Here is a 17,622-nt window from a genome sequence, read left to right as displayed (position 1 = left end):
TGTCGGGGGTCACGGCGTCGCTACCGCACGAGCACGGCGGCGATGCGCTCCGCGGCTCGCCCGTCCCACAGCGGCGGCACCGAGCCCTGCTTGAACCGGCCCGCCGCCACGTCGCGCACACGCTCCGCCACCCGATCTGCATCCAGCGGAAGCAACACGTTCGTCCCGACGTCCACCGTCACCGGACGCTCGGTGCTGGAGCGTAGCGTGAGGCACGGGACGCCGAGGTACGTCGTCTCCTCCTGAATCCCGCCGGAATCGGTGACGACGACCGCCGCGTGCTCCATGAGCTTGAGGAATTCGAGGTAGCCCACGGGATCGAGCAGATGCACGGCGTTGAGCGCGTCGAGCCGGTCCATGAGCCCGGCCGTGGTGAGGTTCTTTCGGGTGCGCGGGTGGATGGGGAAGACCACGGGATAGCGCTCGGCGACGGCTTCGAGCATGCGGACGAGTTCGGCGAGCCGCGCCGGGTCGTCCACGTTCGACGGCCGGTGCATCGTGACGAGCGCGTAGCCCTTCGGCTCGACGCCCACGTCCTCCAAGACCGTGGAATCGGCAGCCTTCGCGCGGAAGTGCACGAGCGAGTCGATCATCACATTCCCGACGAAGTGGACACGCTCGTCGGGCACGCCTTCTCGACGGAGGTGATCGCGTCCGCTCTGCTCCGTGACGAAGAGGTAGTCGGCAATCGCGTCGGTGGCGAGCCGGTTGATCTCCTCCGGCATCCGCCGGTCCCCGCTCCGCAACCCGGCCTCGACGTGGGCGACGGGCACGTGCAGCTTCGTCGCCACGAGCGCCGCCGCGAGCGTCGAGTTCACGTCACCGACGACGATGACGAGGTCCGGCTTCTCCTCCATCACCACGGTCTCGAAGGCCATCATCACGCGGCCCGTCTGCTCGGCGTGCGAGCCGCTGCCGACGCCGAGGTACACGTCGGGCTCGGGGAGTTCGAGCTGACGGAAGAAGACGTCGCTCATCCGCTCGTCGTAGTGCTGCCCGGTGTGGACGATGCGCGAGCGGACGCCGTCGACGTGGGCGAGGGCCCGGTGGAGGGGGCCGACCTTCATGAAGTTGGGACGGGCGCCGACGACGCTGAGGATGTGCATGGCGGAGGGGATAAAAAGAGGTAGGGGCGACCGCGTGGCCGCCCCTACAAGGTATCGCGGGGAGGGTGAATCAGGCGACTTCGGCCAACTCGGCGTCGCGCTCGGCATCACGCTCTTGGCGGGCGAGCTTGTCGCGGAGCTGCGCCTCGATCCAGTTGTACGTCCGGGCGAGGCCTTCTTCGAGCGCGATCTTCGGCTCCCAGCCGAGGACCTCGCGGAGCTTCGAGTTATCCGAGTTCCGCCCGCGCACGCCCATCGGGCCGTCGATGTGGACGTGCTCGATCTCGATGCCGGCGGCGTCGGCGGCGATGTCGGCGAGCTTGTTGATCGTCACCATCCGGTCGCGGCCGAGGTTGAGCGGCTCGCTGTAGTCGCTCATCATCAGGCGGTAGACGCCCTCGACGCAGTCGTCGACGTGCATGAACGAGCGGGTCTGCTCGCCGTCGCCCCAGATCTCGATCTGCGGCGAGCCGCCGGGGCTGCCCTCCTTGCCGCCGAGAAGCTTGGCGTAGGCCGTCTTCCGGCACATCGCGGCGGGCGCTTTCTCGCGTCCGCCTTCCCACGTGCCGAGTTCGCCGTAGACGTTGTGGAAGCGGACGGTCCGCGTCTCCATGCCGTAGTCGCCGGAGTAGTAGTGGCACAGCAACTCGGTGAAGAGCTTCTCCCATCCGTAGGCGTCCTGCGGGGCCGCCGGGTAGGCGTCGTCCTCCTTCAGCGCCGCGGCGTCGGCCGAGGTCTGGAGGTGCTCGGGGTAGACGCACGCGCTCGACGTGTAGAAGTAGCGCTCGACGCCGGCCTTGCGCGCCGCCTCGATCGTGTGCGTGTTGATGAGGACGTTGTTGTGCAGGATCAGGCTGTGGTTGGCCGAGATGAAGCCCATCCCGCCCATGTCGGCCGCGAGGGCGTACACGTGATCGATCTTCCGGCCGTCCGGGGTCGGACGCACGGCTTCGAGGCAGGCGTCCCACCGGCGGAGGTCGAGGAGGTCGAACTCGTCGGCGCGCGTGGCCTCGAACTCAGGGCGCTTGATGTCGACGCCGCGGACCCAGTAGCCCTTGTCCTTGAGATAGTTGACGAGGTGGTGGCCGATGAAGCCACCGGCTCCGGTGACGAGGACGCGTTTCTGATCAGTCATCGATGGGGGTGCTGGTCTGGGAAAAGGGGTGGAGACACGTGCGACTACGAAGGTCGCCTCAGATCATGCAAATACGTTGCCGAAGCCGTTCACGCTACGGGGAGAGGGTCGGGAATGGTGCTCACCGCTGCCCGTATTCGCGGCGACCTGCGGGCAACTACGCGGCGCCGCACGGTCGGTAACGAAAACGGGAGGATCAGCGGGCCCTTGCCGGAAGTCGCCGGAACCTACGTGCAGATCGCTGTCGCTCCAAGAGCGATGCCCCAATCCTCCCCTCTTTAATCCTTCCCCGTATCCGATGCGCAGTTCCGGGTGCCGCGCACGCAGCGCGCACTCGGACCAACCGACGGGATGGCCGTGGCTCGGAGCGATCGCGCGTCCACCGGAGGAGGGGTAGCGTGCCAGCGCTGCGAGGCCGATATTCACCGTCCGCCCCACCACCCACTCCCATGCCGCGCCGCCTCGCCAACCGCTTCAAGTTCCGGCTCGAACGATTCATCCTACGCGGCGCGCTGTTCCGCCTCCTCGTGATTGCGCTCGTGATGGGGGCGATCGCGCTCGTCGCGGGCCTGCTCGTTTACCTCTTCACGGGCGGATTCGCGCAGCCCGGCGAGGCGATCTGGTGGGCCTTCCTCCGCATGACGGACTCCGGCTACCTCGGCGACGACGAGGGTGCCTTCCTGCGCACGGTGTCGACGTTCTTGACGGTCGCCGGCATCGTCCTCTTCCTCGGCGCGCTCATCGCGATCCTCACGCAGTGGCTGAACCAGACGATCGAGGAGCTCGAAGGGGGACACACGCCGGTCGCGCTGCGCAACCACATCGTGATCCTCGGGTGGACGAACCGGACGGCGGCCGTCGTCCGCGAGCTGATCCTGTCGGAGGGGCGGATGCGGCGGTTCCTCCGGCGCCACGGCACGCGCGGGCTCCGCATCGCGATCCTCGCCGAAGAGGAGCCGGCCCCGCTCCTCCTCGAGCTGCGCGAACGGCTCGGCGCACTCTGGAACGAGCGGCAGGTCATCCTCCGCTCCGGGACCCCGCTCCGCCTCGACCACCTCCGCCGCGTCGACTTCCTCAACGCCGCGACGATTCTCCTCCCCGCCGCCGACTTCAGCGACAAGGACGCGAGCGCCGACACCCAGGTCATCAAGACGCTGCTCTCGATGACGAACCACCCCGCCGTGCGCACAGGAGCCGGCACGGCGCGCCCGCTCCCCCCCGTCGTCGCCGAGATCTTCGACGCGCAGAAGATCCCGATCGCGCGCGGGGCCTACGGCGGCCGGGTCGAGCTCCTCGCCAGCGACTCGATCATCAGCCGGCTCATCGCACAGAACGTGCGGCACCGGGGCCTCTCCCACGTTTACGGCGAGTTGCTTTCCCACGGGCGCGGCAACGAACTCTACATCCGCGAGCACCCCGCCTTCGACGGCCTCCCGCTGCACGCGCTGCACGGTGCGTTCCCCACCGCCGTACTCCTCGGCATCGTCCGCCAGCACGGCGAGAGCTTCTCGCCGTTCCTCAACCCGCGCTCGGACTTCACCGCCGCGCCCGGCGACCGCTTCGTCCTCCTCGCCCGAGACTACGACGACGCGGCGCCCGACCCCCGCTTCACCCCTGCCGCCATAGCAACCGGAGAATCGGCTCCGCGAACGGGTCGTCCCGTGGAAGAACGGCAGATCCTCCTCCTCGGCTGGAGCCACCGCGTCCCCGCGCTCCTGCAGGAGTTCGACAGCTACCACGAGGAGGCCTTCCAGATCGACATCCTCTCGCTCGTCCCGGCCGCCGAGCGGGAGCGTTACATGGAGCGCTACGACGTCCGCCCGAGCCGGATCGCCCTCACCCACATCGAGGGCGACTACAACGCGCCCGCCGACCTGCGGCGCGCGAATCCGGATGCCTACACGAACGTCGTCCTCATCGGGAGCGACTGGCTGGAGTCGGGCGCGGAGTCCGACGCGCGGACCATCCTCGGTCACCTCCTCCTGCGCGACCTCCTGCCGGATGACGGCCCCGAGATCCTCCTCGAACTCCTCGACCCCGAGAACCTCTCGCTTTTCCGCCGCCGCCCAAGCGAGGTCCTGATCAGCCCGATGATCCTGAGCCACATGCTCGCCCAGGTCGCCCTGCGCCCGGAATTGCGCGCCGTGTTCGACGAGCTGTTCGGCCCCGGCGGGGCTGAGATCGCCTTCGTGCCAGCGCCGCGGTATGGACTCGGCACCGAGCCGGTCACGTTCCCCGCGATCCAGCAGCGCGCGACGCAGCGGGGCGAGATCGCCCTCGGCGTGCGCCTCGCGCCTCGCGACGGCGAGACCGGCAGCACCGTCCGGCTCAACCCGCCGAAGAAGACCGAGTGGGCGCTCGGGCCGAGCGACGACCTCGTCGTGCTCACGACCTACGCCTGAGCCCGGCACGAACCCCTGAGCCCGGCCGCGTGCTATCTTCCCTCTCCGTCCCACAACCCCGCACGTTATGAACGCCGGAAGAAACGAGCCCTGCCCCTGCGGCAGCGGCAAGAAACACAAGCACTGCTGCGCCGGAAAAACGCCGTGGTACAAGGAAGCGAAGTGGACCGGGGCGCTCGTCGCGCTCGTCCTTCTCGGTGGCCTGTTCCTCGCCGGCATCGCCTTCACGGATGCTGGGGATGACGACTCCGACGGCTCGGCGGTGCCGGGTCGCGTGTGGTCCGAGGAGCACCAGCACTGGCACGACGCGCCGTAGCCCACCGGCGTGGGGCGAGGCCTCCCGCGGAGGTCGAACCGGTGACGCCGAGGCTGGAGCGGGCGTGCGACGCGCCCGATAAATAGGCAGGTCTGCCCATGTGGAGGGCGGCGTGACAGGGGGAAGTTGAGATCCGTGAGCTTCGGCTCCACCTCTCTCTCCCCTGACCCGACCGCCATGCGCACGACTACAACCCTCCTGCTCCTCCTCGCGAGCTTCCCGCTCTTCCGCCCCGCCCTCGCCACCGACTGCGCGTGGACGGGCGGCACGGGCGACTGGAACGTCGCCACGAACTGGTCCTGCGGCACCGTCCCCGGCGCCGACGACGACGTCACCGTCAACACGTTCGACGCCGTCGTCACGCTCAACACCGCCGCCACGATCGGTGCCCTCACCTTCAGCCGGGGCACGCTCACCGGCAGCGGTGCCCTCACCGTCAACGGCGCCTTCGCCTGGATCGATGGCGGGACGCTGGGCGCCGCCGTCACCGTCTTCGGCGAGAGCACGTTCAGCAGCCAGGTCTCGATGCGGATCTCCGGCACGCTCGACCTCGCGGGCGGCGCCACGTGGTCCAACGGCAACATCAACATGACGGACGGCGCTGTCCTGCTCAACCGCACCGGCCGGACCTTCACCGACAGCGCCGTCGGCTCGCACTCCATCGCCCGCGTCAGCGTCACATCGACCGAGCCCGTCGTTACGAACGGGGGGACGTGGGTCACCGAGGGTGTCGGTGGCACGGCGATGAACGTCCAGTTCAACAACGCCGGCGCCCTCGTCGTCAACGGCGGCGGGCTCGAGTTCGTCAGCCCCGGCCAGCTCACGCAGGGCAACACCGCCACGCTCCGCGGGACGTCCGTGCTGGACGTGGACAGCGGGATCGCGTTCACGAATGCGGGGAGCACGCAACCCGGCAACGGGGCTGGCGTGCCCGCCGTCCTGTCCGTCCGGGGCGACTTCCCGATGACGACGAACGAGCACGACCTCCAGATCGACCTCGCGGGCACCGCGCCCGGCACTGGGTACGACCAACTCGACGTCGAGAACGGCGACGTGACGGTTAACGGCCGGCTCTTCCTCACCTTCGCCGACGGGTTCGTGCCTACGGTGGGCCAGACCTTCGCTGTCCTCACGCACACCGGCAACGGCAGCGTCTCGGGGTGCTACGAGTCAGAAGACATCGTCGTCAGCCCCGAAGCCTACGAGGTCGCGGTCGTCTGCACGGACGAGGGCATCGTGGCGCAGGTCGTCGCCGTGACGGCGGGCGATCCGGGTGCGGCCCCCGACGCGCTCGCGCTTTCGGCGGCTTATCCCAACCCGTTCCGCACGAGCACGGCGCTCGTGCTCACCGCGCCAGCCGCGCAACGCGTCACCGTCGAGCTCTTCGACGCGCTCGGCCGGAACGTGGCGACGCTCTTCGACGGGGCCGTCGCGGGGGGGGAGGTGCGCACGCTGGCGCTGGAGGCGGTCGCACTCCCGAGCGGGCTCTACGTCGTCCGCGCCCGTGGCGAGGGGTTCACGCTCACGCGTCGCGTCACGCTCCTCCGCTAGCTCCTCCGCTGGTTCCCCTGCTGGTTCCCTGCTGGGCGGAGCCCGTTCCGCCCGGCTCCTTCTCCCCTCCACCCGCGTCCTCCGGCGCATGCACGACCATGACCCTGAAACCGCTACTCCTTTTCCTGCTCCTCGCTGCCGCTCCGGCCGCGCACGCGCAGCTCACCCTCACGCGCTCCGACATCCTCGGCCAGCTCAGCCGCCCCACGACGGCGACCTCGTTCGAGACCGGGCCGTCGTCCGCCCTCGCCGTGATCGCGGCGACGGGCGGGGCGAACCGGACGTGGGACTTCTCCGGCCTCTCGTTCGACGTGGGCATCACGGCCGTCTCCGAGGTCGTCGCCCCGCCCGTCCTCGGCTCCGACGACCCCCACCTCGCCGAGGCCGACCTCATCGTCCGCACGGCCATTCCCGAGTCGGACTCCGTCGCCTTCGGGTTCTACGACACTACCGCCGACGCCCTCGCGATCCGTGGTTTCGCTGCCGAGGGCGAGGTGGACGGCGAGCCTGGCGTCGTCCTGCTGAGGTTCGCACCGCCCAATCGGCTCTTCGCGTTCCCGCTGGCGTTCGGGACCGCGTGGACCGACACGTACGAGCTACAATTCGTCCCCTTCGTCGAGCAGATTCGGATCGAGGAGACCGTCGAGAACGAGGTCGTCGGGTGGGGCACGCTCGTCACGCCGGCCGGCTCGGCCGAGGCGCTCATGCTCTCGTCGCGGACGTTCCAGACCGTTCGCGTCGTCAGCACGGACCCTGACACCTCGTTCGTCGTCGGCCAGGATTCGTCGTACTCGATCTCGTTCGTGACGCGCACCGGGCTCGGCGCCAGCATCGACCTCGACGGTGAGGGCAACGTCGAGAGCGGCGGCTACGTCGTTCAGACGCCGACGACGGCGTCGGAGCCCGACGCGGCGCCGGGGCAGGCGCTCCTCTCCGCCTATCCGAACCCGCTCCGACGTGGGCAGACCGTGACGCTCGGCTTCGCACCGGCCACGGCGGGGACCGTTCGCATCGAGGTATTCGACGTGCTGGGCCGCATCGTCGCCACCGTGCTCGATGAGACGCGGGCGGCGGGCCCGCAGCAGGCGCCGTGGCGGCCTGACGGCTTGCCTGCCGGACTCTACCTCGTCCGTATCGTGGCGGGCGACCGCACCGAGACGCGCCGCGTTACGATCGTGGAATGACCTGCGCTGCCGCGGGGGCGGCCGGTGGTGGGCCGCCCTCGCCGTTTGCGGTGGCAACGCCACGTCCTCTCCCGCCCCAAGCTCGAAGCGACATTGTTCGCATCGGGCTCGCGTTATCCAGCGTCCTGCTACCGGGCCTGCTACCGGGACGGCGCCGCCGAAAGGTTGAATCGACGCCGAGCAGGTCGTGTCCGCTCGCGGGACCGGCATCGATGAAATTCGACAGAGGCACGGCCGAGGAAGCGAAGACCGACGGGGTTCTTTTTAACATAGTACTCCGCCGTCCTCATGCCTGCGCCGTGCTCTCCTCCACCCACCTCCACCGGCTCGAATCCGCCAGCCGCGCGCTCCTCAACCCCCTCGCCGCACCCGACGCGACGGCGTGGATCCAGGAGGCCGGCCGCCTCGTGCGCGACTTCATCGGCGGCGAGCGCGTCGTCGTCATCTCGCCCTCCGAGCCGGGCCGCTACCAGAGCGAGGACGCCCCCGAAGTGGCCGACGGCGTGGACGATTACATCGCCGGGGTCACGTCGGAGGGCATCCTCTTCACCGACCCCGTTATCGTTACGTGGTACCGGCTCCGGCAGCAGACCGGCCAAGAGGTGCTCTCGTGGGACCAGAGCCGCCACCTCGTCGAGACCAACGGTCACCGGATGCTCGACTCGCCGATCGTGGCGGACGTGCTCCAGGGCCAACGCTACAACGACTTCGCCGTGCTCGTCCGCTCCACGGCCGTCGGCGATGCGATGATCTGGGCGCTCCACGGCACCCACGGCGGCTTTGCCTTCGGTGAGCAGACGACGGCCGCTCTCAGCACGCTCCTCCCCTCGTTCCGCGCTGGGCTCGACGCGCTCCTCCGCTTCGGCGCCCACCGCCACACGCTCGACGCCGTCTCCGAGCCCCTCGCCGCCTTCGACGCCGACGGCCGCCTCCTCCACCGCAACCCCGCTCTCACCCGGCTCCTCGACGCTGACCCCGAGCGAGATCGGGTCGAGGTCGAACTCCGCGTGCTCGCCCGTCGTCTCCGGGCCCTCGCCTTCCCCCTCCGCCACGAGCCGGCCGCCCCGCCTACGGCCGAACGCGAGGCCACGACGAGCCGGGGATGCTACGCGCTGCGCGGCCTCCTCCTCCCCGCAACGGGCAGCGGCTTCGGCGAAGCCGTCCTCATCTCCGTGGCCCTCGACGCACCGCCCGCGCTGCCCAACCCCGAGGTTGTCCGCACCCGCCACGGGCTGACGAAGCGGGAGGCCGAGGTGGCGGTCCTCCTCGCCGAGGGCCGCTCGAACGCCGACCTCGCCGAGCGGCTGTTCGTCTCGCCTCACACCGCGCGGCACCACGTCGAGAGCGTGCTTTCGAAGCTCGGGCTCACGAGCCGGGCCGCCGTCGCCGCCCGCCTGATGGGAGCAGCCTGACGGGGCGGCTCGGCCGAGGTCGAGACACGGACCCGGCGCTCCACGAAGTCACCGCGGAGCGCCGGGCGTGGGACGTTTGCCGTGCGCGTTACCGTGTCAGCCACACCTCCGCCTGGCTTCCCGTCGCGTCATCGACCTCGCCGGCGCGGGCGTTGAACGTGCCCCGCAGCGTGAGCGTGTCGTCCTCGTCGAAGGCATTGACGGCCGTGAACGAGAACCGCCCCTGGAGGCCGCTGCTGCTGACGGCGGTAAGCGTGAGCGAGCCACCATTCGAGGCGTAGAACGCGCCTTCGTCGTCCGAGGTGCTCACGAAGAACAGCGCGCCGGACTCGGCTTCTTCATCGTCGGGCGGCGATAGCGCGTAGGTCCGCTTCGCCGGCTGCCCGCTCCCGACGAAGATTACGGAGTCTTCGCCGTCCGGGTCGATCAGGCCAATCGAGAACACGATGCCTTCGATGGAATCGGTCTCGGTGGTGAAGCCGGCGATGCCGGAGAGGTTCATTTCGAGGTCGCCACGGACCTCCGCCTCGAAACGGCCGAGGGCGAGTTCGTCATCCGCGTCGTCGCTAGCGTCGCAAGCGGCGAGGAACAGGGTGCCGCCCAGGAACAGGGCCGGCAGGAGGGGGAACAGCTTGAGGATGTTCATTCGATTTCAGCGTGATGCGCGGTGGAAAGAGAGCGGGCGGGGCCTCGCGCAAGGGGACACCCGACCCGCACGTTCAGGGTCGGAGCCATGTTATCCTGGCCGCTGCCCCCGCCGCATGGGCGGATCCGCCCATATTCTCACGCACCGCACCGCATCGCACTCGAACAGACGAAGACGGGCCCGCCTCGGTGGAAGGCGGGCCCGTCGTTCCTAGGCGTGCTCGGTCGGGCTCAGGCCCTTAGGGTCGGGGATGCGAGCAGTTCCGGCTCCGCCGCGCCGTCGCCGGAGGCGCCGTCGCCGGAGTTGGTGGAGCGGTTCGGAATCGGGAGCATGTGGGTCGGGACGATGGCGGCGAGGGCTTCCATGATCGCGAGCGGGTCCCGGCTGTGCGCAGCGTCGAAGAGCACGGTCAGGTGTTCGTCGAGCGCGCCCCCCTCGACGGCCTGTTTGCGCGCGACGAAGATCTTCTCGTGCCGCGACGAGTCCGTCCCCTCCTCGGCCGTGAGCAGCTCTTCAAAGAGCTTCTCGCCCGGCCGGATGCCGTTGAAGACGATCGGGATGTCGACGTCCGGTTCGAAGCCGGAGAGGTGGATGAGGTCGCGCGCGAGGTCGACGATCTTCACCGGCTCGCCCATGTCGAGCACGTAGACGCGGCCGTTCGTCCCGAGCCCGCCCGCCTGCAGCACGAGTTGCGCGGCCTCCGGGATCGTCATGAAGTACCGCTTCATCTCGGGGTCCGTGACCGTCACCGGGCCGCCGTCGGCGATCTGCTGCTTGAAGAGGGGGACGACGCTGCCGCGGCTCCCGAGCACGTTCCCGAACCGGACCGAGACGAAGCTGTGCCCCGGCTCGGCGTAGTTCGCCGCCCGGCCGACGACGTACTCGGCCACGCGCTTCGTCGCGCCCATCACGGACGTAGGGTTGACGGCCTTATCGGTCGAGATATTGACGAAGCGCTCGACGCCGTGGGCGAGGGCGAGGTCGGCGAGGTTCAGCGTGCCACCGACGTTGTTGAGCACGGCCTCGTCGGGGTTCCCCTCCATCAGCGGGACGTGCTTGTGCGCGGCGGCGTGGAAGACCACCTCGGGGTGGTGCTGCTCGAAGAGGTGGCTGAGCCGCTCGCGGTCGCGGACGTCGCAGATGAGCGGGCGGACGTCGAGGTCGGGCCACTTCCGCCGGCACTCCCCGAGGATCTGGTAGATGCTGTTCTCGCCGCGCCCGAGCAGGAGCACGCGGCGCGCCCCGAAGCGGGCGACCTGCCGGACGATCTCGGAGCCAATCGACCCGCCCGCCCCCGTCACGAGGACGACGCGGCCCTCGACGTAGCCGCGGATGTCGCTCACGTCGAGCCGGACGGGCTCGCGGCGGAGGAGGTCTTCGAGGTTGACCTTGCGGATCTGTGAGATCGCCACCTGCCCGCTGAGGAACTCGTACACGCCCGGGATGATGCGGTGGTCGATGTCGGCGTGGCGCGTGTGCTCGACGACGCGGCGGATGACGCTGCCGGCCTCGGACGGCATGGCGATGATGACCTCATTGATGCGGTACGTGTCGAGGACCCGCGGGAGGTCGTCCAGTTTGCCGAGCACGGGGAGCCCGAGGAACCGCTTCTTCTGCTTGCCCGGGTCGTCGTCGGCGAAGCCGACGGGGCGGAGCCCGGATTCCGGGTGGCGCAGCATCTCGCGGGCGATCATCGTCCCGGACTCGCCGGCCCCGACGATCAGCACCTGCCGTACGTCCTTCCGCTTGCCCGCCACGTGGCGGCGCTGGGTCTCGCTGAGCATCCGCGTCGCCATCCGCGCGAAGCTCAGGAAGAGCACGGCGAGCATCGCTTCGAGGAGCGGGACGCTACGCGGGATCGTGACCACGGGCGAGAGGAAGACGGCCACGCCCATGAGGAACACGGTGACCACGGCTACCCCTTGCAGCAACGTAGAGAGGTCACGAAGGCCCACCTTGTACCACGACCGCCATGGCAGGTGCATCGCGTACACCGCCAGCGCCTTCACCGGGAGCCCGATGAGGAGGAGGACGACCATTCCGTCCACATAAGCGACTGCGTCGGCCTCCAGCCGCAGGAGGAAGGCGAGCGGCGTCGCGAGCACCCAGAGGACGAGGTCGACCCCGTACTTAATCCACACGCGGCGGCGATTTCCCATCGCTGGGAACAGGGAATACTGGGAGCGTTGCGTCTTCAAAGTGCAGTAATATTAAGAGACAAGCACAAGATAGGTATAGCGCGCAAATAGCAAAGAGGTTTGCCCGCGTTCAATGTGCAAAAGGTATGGGTCGTGGCCCCGATCCACCACAGCCCCGGGCAAAGGGCGCGCAATCTTCGTTCGTTATCGGTCCGGCCTCCGGTACCCTTAGCGCACGCGAGGGGCTTCACCCCCTATTTACCGAGCCTCGTGTCTTTGTGGCACCCGACACTAGACAGGTCGGCGCGTCCCGGCGGCGCCTCGTGGTGTTATTCCGCACGCGGTTATTCGTAGCGCGCCTCGTACCGCTCGAACACGACCTCCGGGGCGGCGTGGGCTAGCGGCTCGCCCTCCGCCCCCTCGTCGGGCTGCACGCGCACCCACTCGGCCATGAACGCGTGGGCGCGGTGGTGCCACACCCGTTGGTAATATTGGCCGAGGACGGCGAAGCCGAGGCGGCTCCACCAGTTCGGGAACTGGCCCGGCCGCCACGACGCCTCGATGCGGAAGCGGAGTTCGCCGCTCGCGTGGTCCTTCGTGAGGAGGAACCACTCCGCCCCCTCTTCGATGTGGCCTTCGAGCGTATCGTACCGGAAGCCGAAGACGCTCTCACCCTCCCCCACCTCCGAACGCACGGCGCCGACCACGACGCCGCCGAGGTAGTGCAACGCGCGGAGCGCCCGCATCTCCAGCAGCATCCGTCGCCCTTCCAATGCCGCGTCCGGGTCGAAGTGCGCGATGACGATGCGGGGGTCGGAGAAGGCGTAGTCGGTAATGGCGGCGGAGCCCCGGCGAAACGGCCCGTCCTCCTCGGGCGGCCCCGGCGCGACGCGGGCGATGACGGACTCCGAGTAGTAGCCGTGCCACCCGTGCTCTGGCCCGATCTCGTCGACCGGATCGGGGAAGTTCCGCCCGAGCGCATGGAGGCGCACGAGCCGCTCGGCGATCTCCGCCTCGGTCCAACCCCGCCCGATCCGCCACTCCGCCATCTCAGTCCCCCGTCGCCGTGAACGTGGGCGCGTCCGCTGCATCGGTCTCGTCGTCCTCGACCTCGGAGGTCTCGACGTAGATCGAGCCGATCACGCCGTCAGCGAGGCTGTGCGCGAGGCGGTCGATGAAGTCGGTCCACGTCTTGGTCTGCATCGCTTCACCGAGGGCGAGGAAGCCGGCGTAGTGCGCCGACGTGCTCGACCGCGCGCGGCTACGGATGTGGAAGATGACGTCGGCGCGGCCGTTCCGGTACGCGCCGAACGTGATCCGCCCCGCCTCGGGGTGCCCCTCCGCTGTCGCGAGCGTGATGCTCTGCTCGTCGACGTGGAGCACGCGGACCGCCGTCGTACCCGCCATCCGAATCTCCACTTCCAGCGTGTCCCCGACGTTTAAAGGGCCGTCGCCGCTCGCACGCCGGAAGACGACGAGGTCCTCAGGAGGGAAGTCGAGGAACCGCTCGCGGACGGTGCCGGCCACCTCCGACGGAGAGAGCGGGCACGCGTCGAGGACAGCCCAGTAGTCCCGCTGCAAAAGGGGCCCGACGCCCTCAGCGGCGGGCACTACATCAGCCCACAGCGCGCGGATGCGTGCCTTCGTTGTGCCCACGGTTGCCCTCTATCGTACGGTGAGTGGTATCGTATCTCTGCCGCCGATGCGACGTGGGAGGAGGAACAGGCCCGCTTTCCGAATCGTTCCCGACGGCCGCTGCCCGCCCTCTCGCCGAGCCCCAACCTATCGCGCCATGCCGATCCAGGAGAACGCTGCCTCGCCGCAGCAGGACGTGAACCCCGCCCGCGAGAAATCCGAACGCGCCTACGAGCCGACCCCCATCGTGCGGGACGAGCACGCCGAGAGCACGCTCACGAGCGTGATCGAGCAACAGGCCGCGAAGATCCCGTCCGACGTCTTCCTCTTCGCGGCGCTCAGCTCGATGGGGCTCTCGCTCGTGCTCGAACTCGCCGGCCGCCGCGACGTCAGCCGCTTCGTCGGGATGTGGGCGCCGACGCTGCTGACGATGGGCGTCTACAACAAGGTCGTAAAGCTCATGGGGCCCCGCTGACGAGGCTTGGCTACCGCACGAGGAGCGTCCGGTGCGTCTGCGCGAACGCGCGCGCCTGCATCCGGTAGAGGTACGTCCCGGCGGCCATCCCGGCCGCGTCCCACGTCGCGCGGTGCGTCCCTGCCTCCAGCTCGCGGTCTACGAGCGTGGCGACGCGGCGGCCGGTCACGTCGTAGACGGCGAGCGTGACGTGCGCCCGCTGCGGTAGGTCGAACTCGACCGTCGAGGTGTGCTCGAACGGGTTCGGATAGCTCGGGCGGAGCGCGAACGCGCCCGGCGTCGCTCCGTCCTCCGTCGCGACCCCGCCCGTCACCACGAGCGTGACCGCGACGTTCAACGCCGGCTGCTGCGGGTCGTTGGTCTCGATGAGCACGTCGAACGTGTACGTCCCCTCGGTGAGCGTCGCCGCGTCCGCTAGGAGCGTCAGGCTCTCGCTAACGCCCGCCGCAACGCTGCCGGAATCCGGCTCGACCGTGAGCGCGCTGTCGTCTCCGGCCGGTTCCTGCTGGGCGACGGTGACGGCGTAGACGAGCGGGCTGTTGCCGAGGTTCGAGAGCGAAATGCCGGCGCTCGCCGTCTCGCCGGGCGCGAGCGTGAGTGTCACCTCTGTCGCATCGAGGGAGGCGACGGAACCGACGGCCTCGCCGAGTTGCCCCGTCGCGCGGATCATGAACGCGCCGGGGAAGATGACGAACTCCGGGTTGTCCATCCGCGTGCCGAACGGCGCCGACGCGAGGTCGTCGATCACGGCAGCGATGTCGGGCGCGTAGAAGAACCACGAGCGATCGCCGTCCGCATCGGTGTCGACGCGGGCGGGGCGGTCCTGCCCTCCGAGAAGCTGCGCGCTGACGCCGACGAAGAAGGCCCCGCTGACCTGCGTCGGCGGGATCCCGACGGTGAAGAAGTTGTCGTTGAACACGTCGGGCGTGGCCTCGACGCTCGTGAGCGCCGTCGCGTTGCGCGGGTCGAAGTCGGCATCGGGATCGTCGAGCAACCAGAACGTAACGGGTCCATTAGCCAGCGAGGGGAACGTCGGGCCGAAGGCGACGGAAATCTCGGTGAGGATCTCGCCGCCGGGCTGCGTGAGGTAGTAGTTGCCCCACAGCATGTCCGGGTCGAAGGTCGAGGGCGGCCCCTGGTTGGTGTCGCCGTCGCCGTCGTCGTAGAGGTACGTCAGGCTGGAGGTTTCGATGGGGCCGAGTGCGCCGTCGGCGCTGACGTTCTGCGCTTTGATCGCGTCGGGGTTCGACCCGTCGCCGCTGTCGTCGGCCCACACATACGCGGCGAAACCGAGGCTGCTGAGCGCGCCCCGCATCCGCGTGTTCGAGGTGGCAGCTGTCTTGAGCGGCACGATCTCGTCGGGCCACACGAAACCGCCGTCCGCGTCGAGCCGGGCGGACTCGATCTGCATCGGGGCGGGAGCGGAGCCGAGCGACCACGCGAAGACGGCGCCGGCACCGAGCGCGAGCGCGCTCACCTGGCTCGCCTGCGCATCGCCGAGGGGGACGAGCGGCTGCCCGTCGTCGCCCCACTGCCGCGCGCCCGCCGCGTCGATCCGCTGCGCCGAAACCCCGAACGTGCGCGTCTGCCCGACCTGCAGTTCCTCGGGCCAGACCACGAACACGTCACCCGTGGCTTCATTGAACGCGGCCGACGGCGCCGTACGCTGCCGGTCGGCCTCGGCGGTGGCCTCGACGCCGTTCTGCGGAAACGCCGCGCTGCCGTCAGCGAGCACGCGCTGGACGCGGACGCGCCCCTCGCCGATGCCGCCGACCTGGTACCACGCGAAGACGGCCCCGCCGCTGCCGTCGGGCACGAACGGCGGGAAGTAGCCGAACTGGAGCGCGCCGTCGCTGCCGTCGAACACCTCGACCGGATCGCTGCCCCACAGCGGGGCGCCGTCGGCCGAGGCCAGCTTCTGCGCCCACAGCCGCCGGTCGAAGTTCGAGAGCTGGGCCGAGCCGGAGACGATCGCGTTCCCCGCGTCGTCGGCGTGGAGGTCGGCGAGGAAGAAGAACCCCGTCGGCGTGCTGAGGCTGACGCCGTCCGCCCCCCACTGCGGAGCGCCCGCCGCGTCGAGCTTCTGCACGACGATCCCGCCGTTTGAGAACGACGTCCACGCGACGACGGCACCGCCGCCCGGAATGCCTGCGACGCGGGGCGATGCCGCCGCGCTCGGGTCGTCGGAGACGAACACGCCGGGCTCGCCCCAGAGGAAGTCGCCCGAGGGCGAGACGAGGCTGGCGACGGCCTGCGCCCGCCCGTCGCCGTCGGCCACGCGGAAGGCCAGCAGCGCATTGCCGTCCGCGTCGACCGCCAGCCCGTAGTCCTCCGTCGAGCTGAAGCTGCGGTCGGCGACGCGGATGCCGTCGTCCGCCCACTGCGCGACGCCGTCCGCGTCGAGCCGCTGGAGGTACACGTCGTAGCCGTCACCCCCGCCGCCGAACCAGCTCACGTAGAACCCGCCGTCGTCGGTCGGGGCGATCTTGGGCTGCGTTTGTCCCTCGGAACGATCCGCTACCGTGAGGTTCTGCGCCGGGTCTTCGGACCACTGCGCGAACGCAGGCGAGGCCGCGAGCAGCACGGCTACCAGCAGGACGGCCCAGGCTACGCGGCGGGCAGGCATCGGCAGCGGGCGGGGCGAGGACGAACGAACGGGCGAGGCGGCGGTGACGCGCATGGCGGTAGCGACGAGAGGGGCGGGACGGCGACGGCCGGCACCCGCTCCCTCGGAGCCGCCGGCGACGCGCTCGACTGGTCGCCCAAAGTACGCACCGCTACGAAACCAATCACCCCTCCGCCGCCGCCGCGCAAGCAGGGATGACAGAGGGGAGATTGCTCTGTTGAGGAGCTCTCTACGTTGTCATCCCGAGCGGAACGGAGTGGAGCCGAGGGGTCTCTGCGGAGACAGTTTCGACAGTCTGCTGCGGGCTTCCCCGGAAAGATGGGCTTCGCCGAGCCTTCGGGACGAGTCCCTACGGGTTCTTCGTCTGCAGCCTGCGGCCTCCGCTCAGGATGACATCCATTCGAGCTTCTCAACAGAGCAAGGGGCGATAAGTGGAGCGCGTCGACGACGGGATCGCCGCCCGCGAAGTCGAACGCCTACTCTTCGCTGTCGAGTTCGTCGGCCACGACGGAGCCGATGAGATCGAGGAGCGCTTGCAGCATATCCTCAGCGGCGTCGGCCGCGGTGTCGGAGTCGTCGGAGGTCGTGATCTCGGTCGGCTCGTCCTCGTCGGAGAGGTCGAACGGGAGGAACGCGACCGAGTTCGACGCGCTGACGCCGTCGCCCATGTCGCCGGTCTCGAAATCGACGACGATGAAGCCGGAGTGGGTGCCGTCCTCGTTGGGGCCGGAGGCGATGTGGAAGAAATCTTGCAGGCGATCGACGATGCGGTCGGCGATGGCTTGGGGGTCGGACGAAGGCTTGGCCATAGGAAGGCGAGGGTGAGCTGCGAAAGGGGAGAAGGAGGGGAAAGAACGTCGGCTGGCCCGCGAGGTTCTTCGGACTCCGCGAGCGATGGGAGTCGTCCCGTTCGTGCGCGGCGGGCATCCACCGGATCGCTGCGGCGGCTATATTCGTCGGCGGCATCCCGCATCGCCCCAGCCCGTCCCGCCGCTC

14 protein-coding genes are annotated in these 17,622 nt (G+C 69.5%); 6 read left to right on the top strand and 8 right to left on the bottom strand.

Features of this window, described 5'->3' with window-relative positions:
- Window positions 1–20: 20 nt before the first annotated feature.
- Entirely contained in the window at window positions 21–1,106 is a 1,086-nt protein-coding gene (gene wecB, locus ABJF88_17440) for a UDP-N-acetylglucosamine 2-epimerase (non-hydrolyzing) (GenBank protein MEP0548723.1), read from the bottom strand.
- Window positions 1,107–1,176: 70 nt separating this feature from the next.
- Window positions 1,177–2,241 carry an NAD-dependent epimerase/dehydratase family protein gene (locus ABJF88_17435; protein ID MEP0548722.1) on the bottom strand — a complete coding sequence of 355 codons (1,065 nt, stop codon included), beginning with the start codon at window positions 2,239–2,241 and terminating at the stop codon, window positions 1,177–1,179.
- A 449-nt stretch (window positions 2,242–2,690) separates the two neighbouring features.
- On the opposite strand from ABJF88_17435, the gene ABJF88_17430 reads away from it, so the two are divergent.
- The 5 genes from ABJF88_17430 (at window position 2,691) to ABJF88_17410 (ending at window position 9,106) form a co-directional block, all read left to right on the top strand.
- Window positions 2,691–4,643, top strand: coding sequence for an ion channel DMI1 (locus ABJF88_17430; GenBank protein ID MEP0548721.1), 1,953 nt, complete (start codon window positions 2,691–2,693; stop codon window positions 4,641–4,643).
- 67 nt (window positions 4,644–4,710) lie between these two features.
- Window positions 4,711–4,959: an SEC-C metal-binding domain-containing protein gene (locus ABJF88_17425; GenBank protein ID MEP0548720.1), complete on the top strand. Its 249-nt coding sequence runs from the start codon at window positions 4,711–4,713 to the stop codon at window positions 4,957–4,959.
- 177 nt (window positions 4,960–5,136) lie between these two features.
- On the top strand, window positions 5,137–6,510 hold the full coding sequence (locus tag ABJF88_17420; protein MEP0548719.1) for a T9SS type A sorting domain-containing protein: 1,374 nt from the start codon (window positions 5,137–5,139) through the stop codon (window positions 6,508–6,510).
- Window positions 6,511–6,608: 98 nt separating this feature from the next.
- Complete coding sequence (locus ABJF88_17415) at window positions 6,609–7,694, top strand: T9SS type A sorting domain-containing protein (GenBank protein ID MEP0548718.1); 1,086 nt, start codon at window positions 6,609–6,611, stop codon at window positions 7,692–7,694.
- A gap of 212 nt (window positions 7,695–7,906) precedes the next feature.
- Window positions 7,907–9,106 carry a LuxR C-terminal-related transcriptional regulator gene (locus ABJF88_17410; GenBank protein MEP0548717.1) on the top strand — a complete coding sequence of 400 codons (1,200 nt, stop codon included), beginning with the start codon at window positions 7,907–7,909 and terminating at the stop codon, window positions 9,104–9,106.
- Window positions 9,107–9,194: 88 nt separating this feature from the next.
- Here ABJF88_17410 and ABJF88_17405 read toward each other — a convergent pair whose 3' ends face one another.
- The 4 genes from ABJF88_17405 to ABJF88_17390 all read right to left on the bottom strand — a co-directional run bounded on the left by ABJF88_17405 (window position 9,195) and on the right by ABJF88_17390 (window position 13,546).
- Window positions 9,195–9,752 (bottom strand): hypothetical protein, encoded by a 558-nt coding sequence (locus ABJF88_17405; GenBank protein MEP0548716.1) that lies wholly within the window; start codon window positions 9,750–9,752, stop codon window positions 9,195–9,197.
- 230 nt (window positions 9,753–9,982) lie between these two features.
- The gene (locus ABJF88_17400) at window positions 9,983–11,911 is read right to left on the bottom strand and encodes a nucleoside-diphosphate sugar epimerase/dehydratase (GenBank protein MEP0548715.1); all 1,929 of its coding nucleotides are present in this window, start codon (window positions 11,909–11,911) and stop codon (window positions 9,983–9,985) included.
- A gap of 323 nt (window positions 11,912–12,234) precedes the next feature.
- On the bottom strand, window positions 12,235–12,939 hold the full coding sequence (locus ABJF88_17395; GenBank protein ID MEP0548714.1) for a DUF1990 family protein: 705 nt from the start codon (window positions 12,937–12,939) through the stop codon (window positions 12,235–12,237).
- A gap of 1 nt (window position 12,940) precedes the next feature.
- A complete protein-coding gene (locus ABJF88_17390; protein ID MEP0548713.1) occupies window positions 12,941–13,546 on the bottom strand; it encodes a hypothetical protein in 606 nt (201 codons plus the stop codon).
- Window positions 13,547–13,682: 136 nt separating this feature from the next.
- Between ABJF88_17390 and ABJF88_17385 the strand changes: the two genes are divergently transcribed.
- Complete coding sequence (locus tag ABJF88_17385; GenBank protein MEP0548712.1) at window positions 13,683–14,000, top strand: hypothetical protein; 318 nt, start codon at window positions 13,683–13,685, stop codon at window positions 13,998–14,000.
- A gap of 10 nt (window positions 14,001–14,010) precedes the next feature.
- Here ABJF88_17385 and ABJF88_17380 read toward each other — a convergent pair whose 3' ends face one another.
- Both ABJF88_17380 and ABJF88_17375 read right to left on the bottom strand, forming a co-directional pair.
- Entirely contained in the window at window positions 14,011–16,680 is a 2,670-nt protein-coding gene (locus ABJF88_17380) for a T9SS type A sorting domain-containing protein (GenBank protein ID MEP0548711.1), read from the bottom strand.
- Between the two features lie 422 nt (window positions 16,681–17,102).
- Entirely contained in the window at window positions 17,103–17,435 is a 333-nt protein-coding gene (locus tag ABJF88_17375; GenBank protein ID MEP0548710.1) for a hypothetical protein, read from the bottom strand.
- Window positions 17,436–17,622 lie beyond the last annotated feature (187 nt).

The organism is Rhodothermales bacterium (assembly GCA_039944855.1).
Classification (GTDB): Bacteria; Bacteroidota; Rhodothermia; order Rhodothermales; family JANQRZ01; genus JBBSMX01.
Note: the sequence above shows the minus strand (reverse complement) of the source record. Positions and strands in the feature narration are given on the sequence as shown.

Excerpts from the sequence above, each read along its gene's own strand:
- wecB (MEP0548723.1), bottom strand. The coding sequence starts at position 1,106 with ATGCACATCCTCAGCGTCGTCGGCGCCCGTCCCAACTTCATGAAGGTC.
- ABJF88_17435 (MEP0548722.1), bottom strand. The coding sequence starts at position 2,241 with ATGACTGATCAGAAACGCGTCCTCGTCACCGGAGCCGGTGGCTTCATC.
- ABJF88_17430 (MEP0548721.1), top strand. The coding sequence starts at position 2,691 with ATGCCGCGCCGCCTCGCCAACCGCTTCAAGTTCCGGCTCGAACGATTC.
- ABJF88_17425 (MEP0548720.1), top strand. The coding sequence starts at position 4,711 with ATGAACGCCGGAAGAAACGAGCCCTGCCCCTGCGGCAGCGGCAAGAAA.
- ABJF88_17420 (MEP0548719.1), top strand. The coding sequence starts at position 5,137 with ATGCGCACGACTACAACCCTCCTGCTCCTCCTCGCGAGCTTCCCGCTC.
- ABJF88_17415 (MEP0548718.1), top strand. The coding sequence starts at position 6,609 with ATGACCCTGAAACCGCTACTCCTTTTCCTGCTCCTCGCTGCCGCTCCG.
- ABJF88_17410 (MEP0548717.1), top strand. The coding sequence starts at position 7,907 with ATGAAATTCGACAGAGGCACGGCCGAGGAAGCGAAGACCGACGGGGTT.
- ABJF88_17405 (MEP0548716.1), bottom strand. The coding sequence starts at position 9,752 with ATGAACATCCTCAAGCTGTTCCCCCTCCTGCCGGCCCTGTTCCTGGGC.
- ABJF88_17400 (MEP0548715.1), bottom strand. The coding sequence starts at position 11,911 with ATGGGAAATCGCCGCCGCGTGTGGATTAAGTACGGGGTCGACCTCGTC.
- ABJF88_17395 (MEP0548714.1), bottom strand. The coding sequence starts at position 12,939 with ATGGCGGAGTGGCGGATCGGGCGGGGTTGGACCGAGGCGGAGATCGCC.
- ABJF88_17385 (MEP0548712.1), top strand. The coding sequence starts at position 13,683 with ATGCCGATCCAGGAGAACGCTGCCTCGCCGCAGCAGGACGTGAACCCC.
- ABJF88_17380 (MEP0548711.1), bottom strand. The coding sequence starts at position 16,680 with ATGCGCGTCACCGCCGCCTCGCCCGTTCGTTCGTCCTCGCCCCGCCCG.
- ABJF88_17375 (MEP0548710.1), bottom strand. The coding sequence starts at position 17,435 with ATGGCCAAGCCTTCGTCCGACCCCCAAGCCATCGCCGACCGCATCGTC.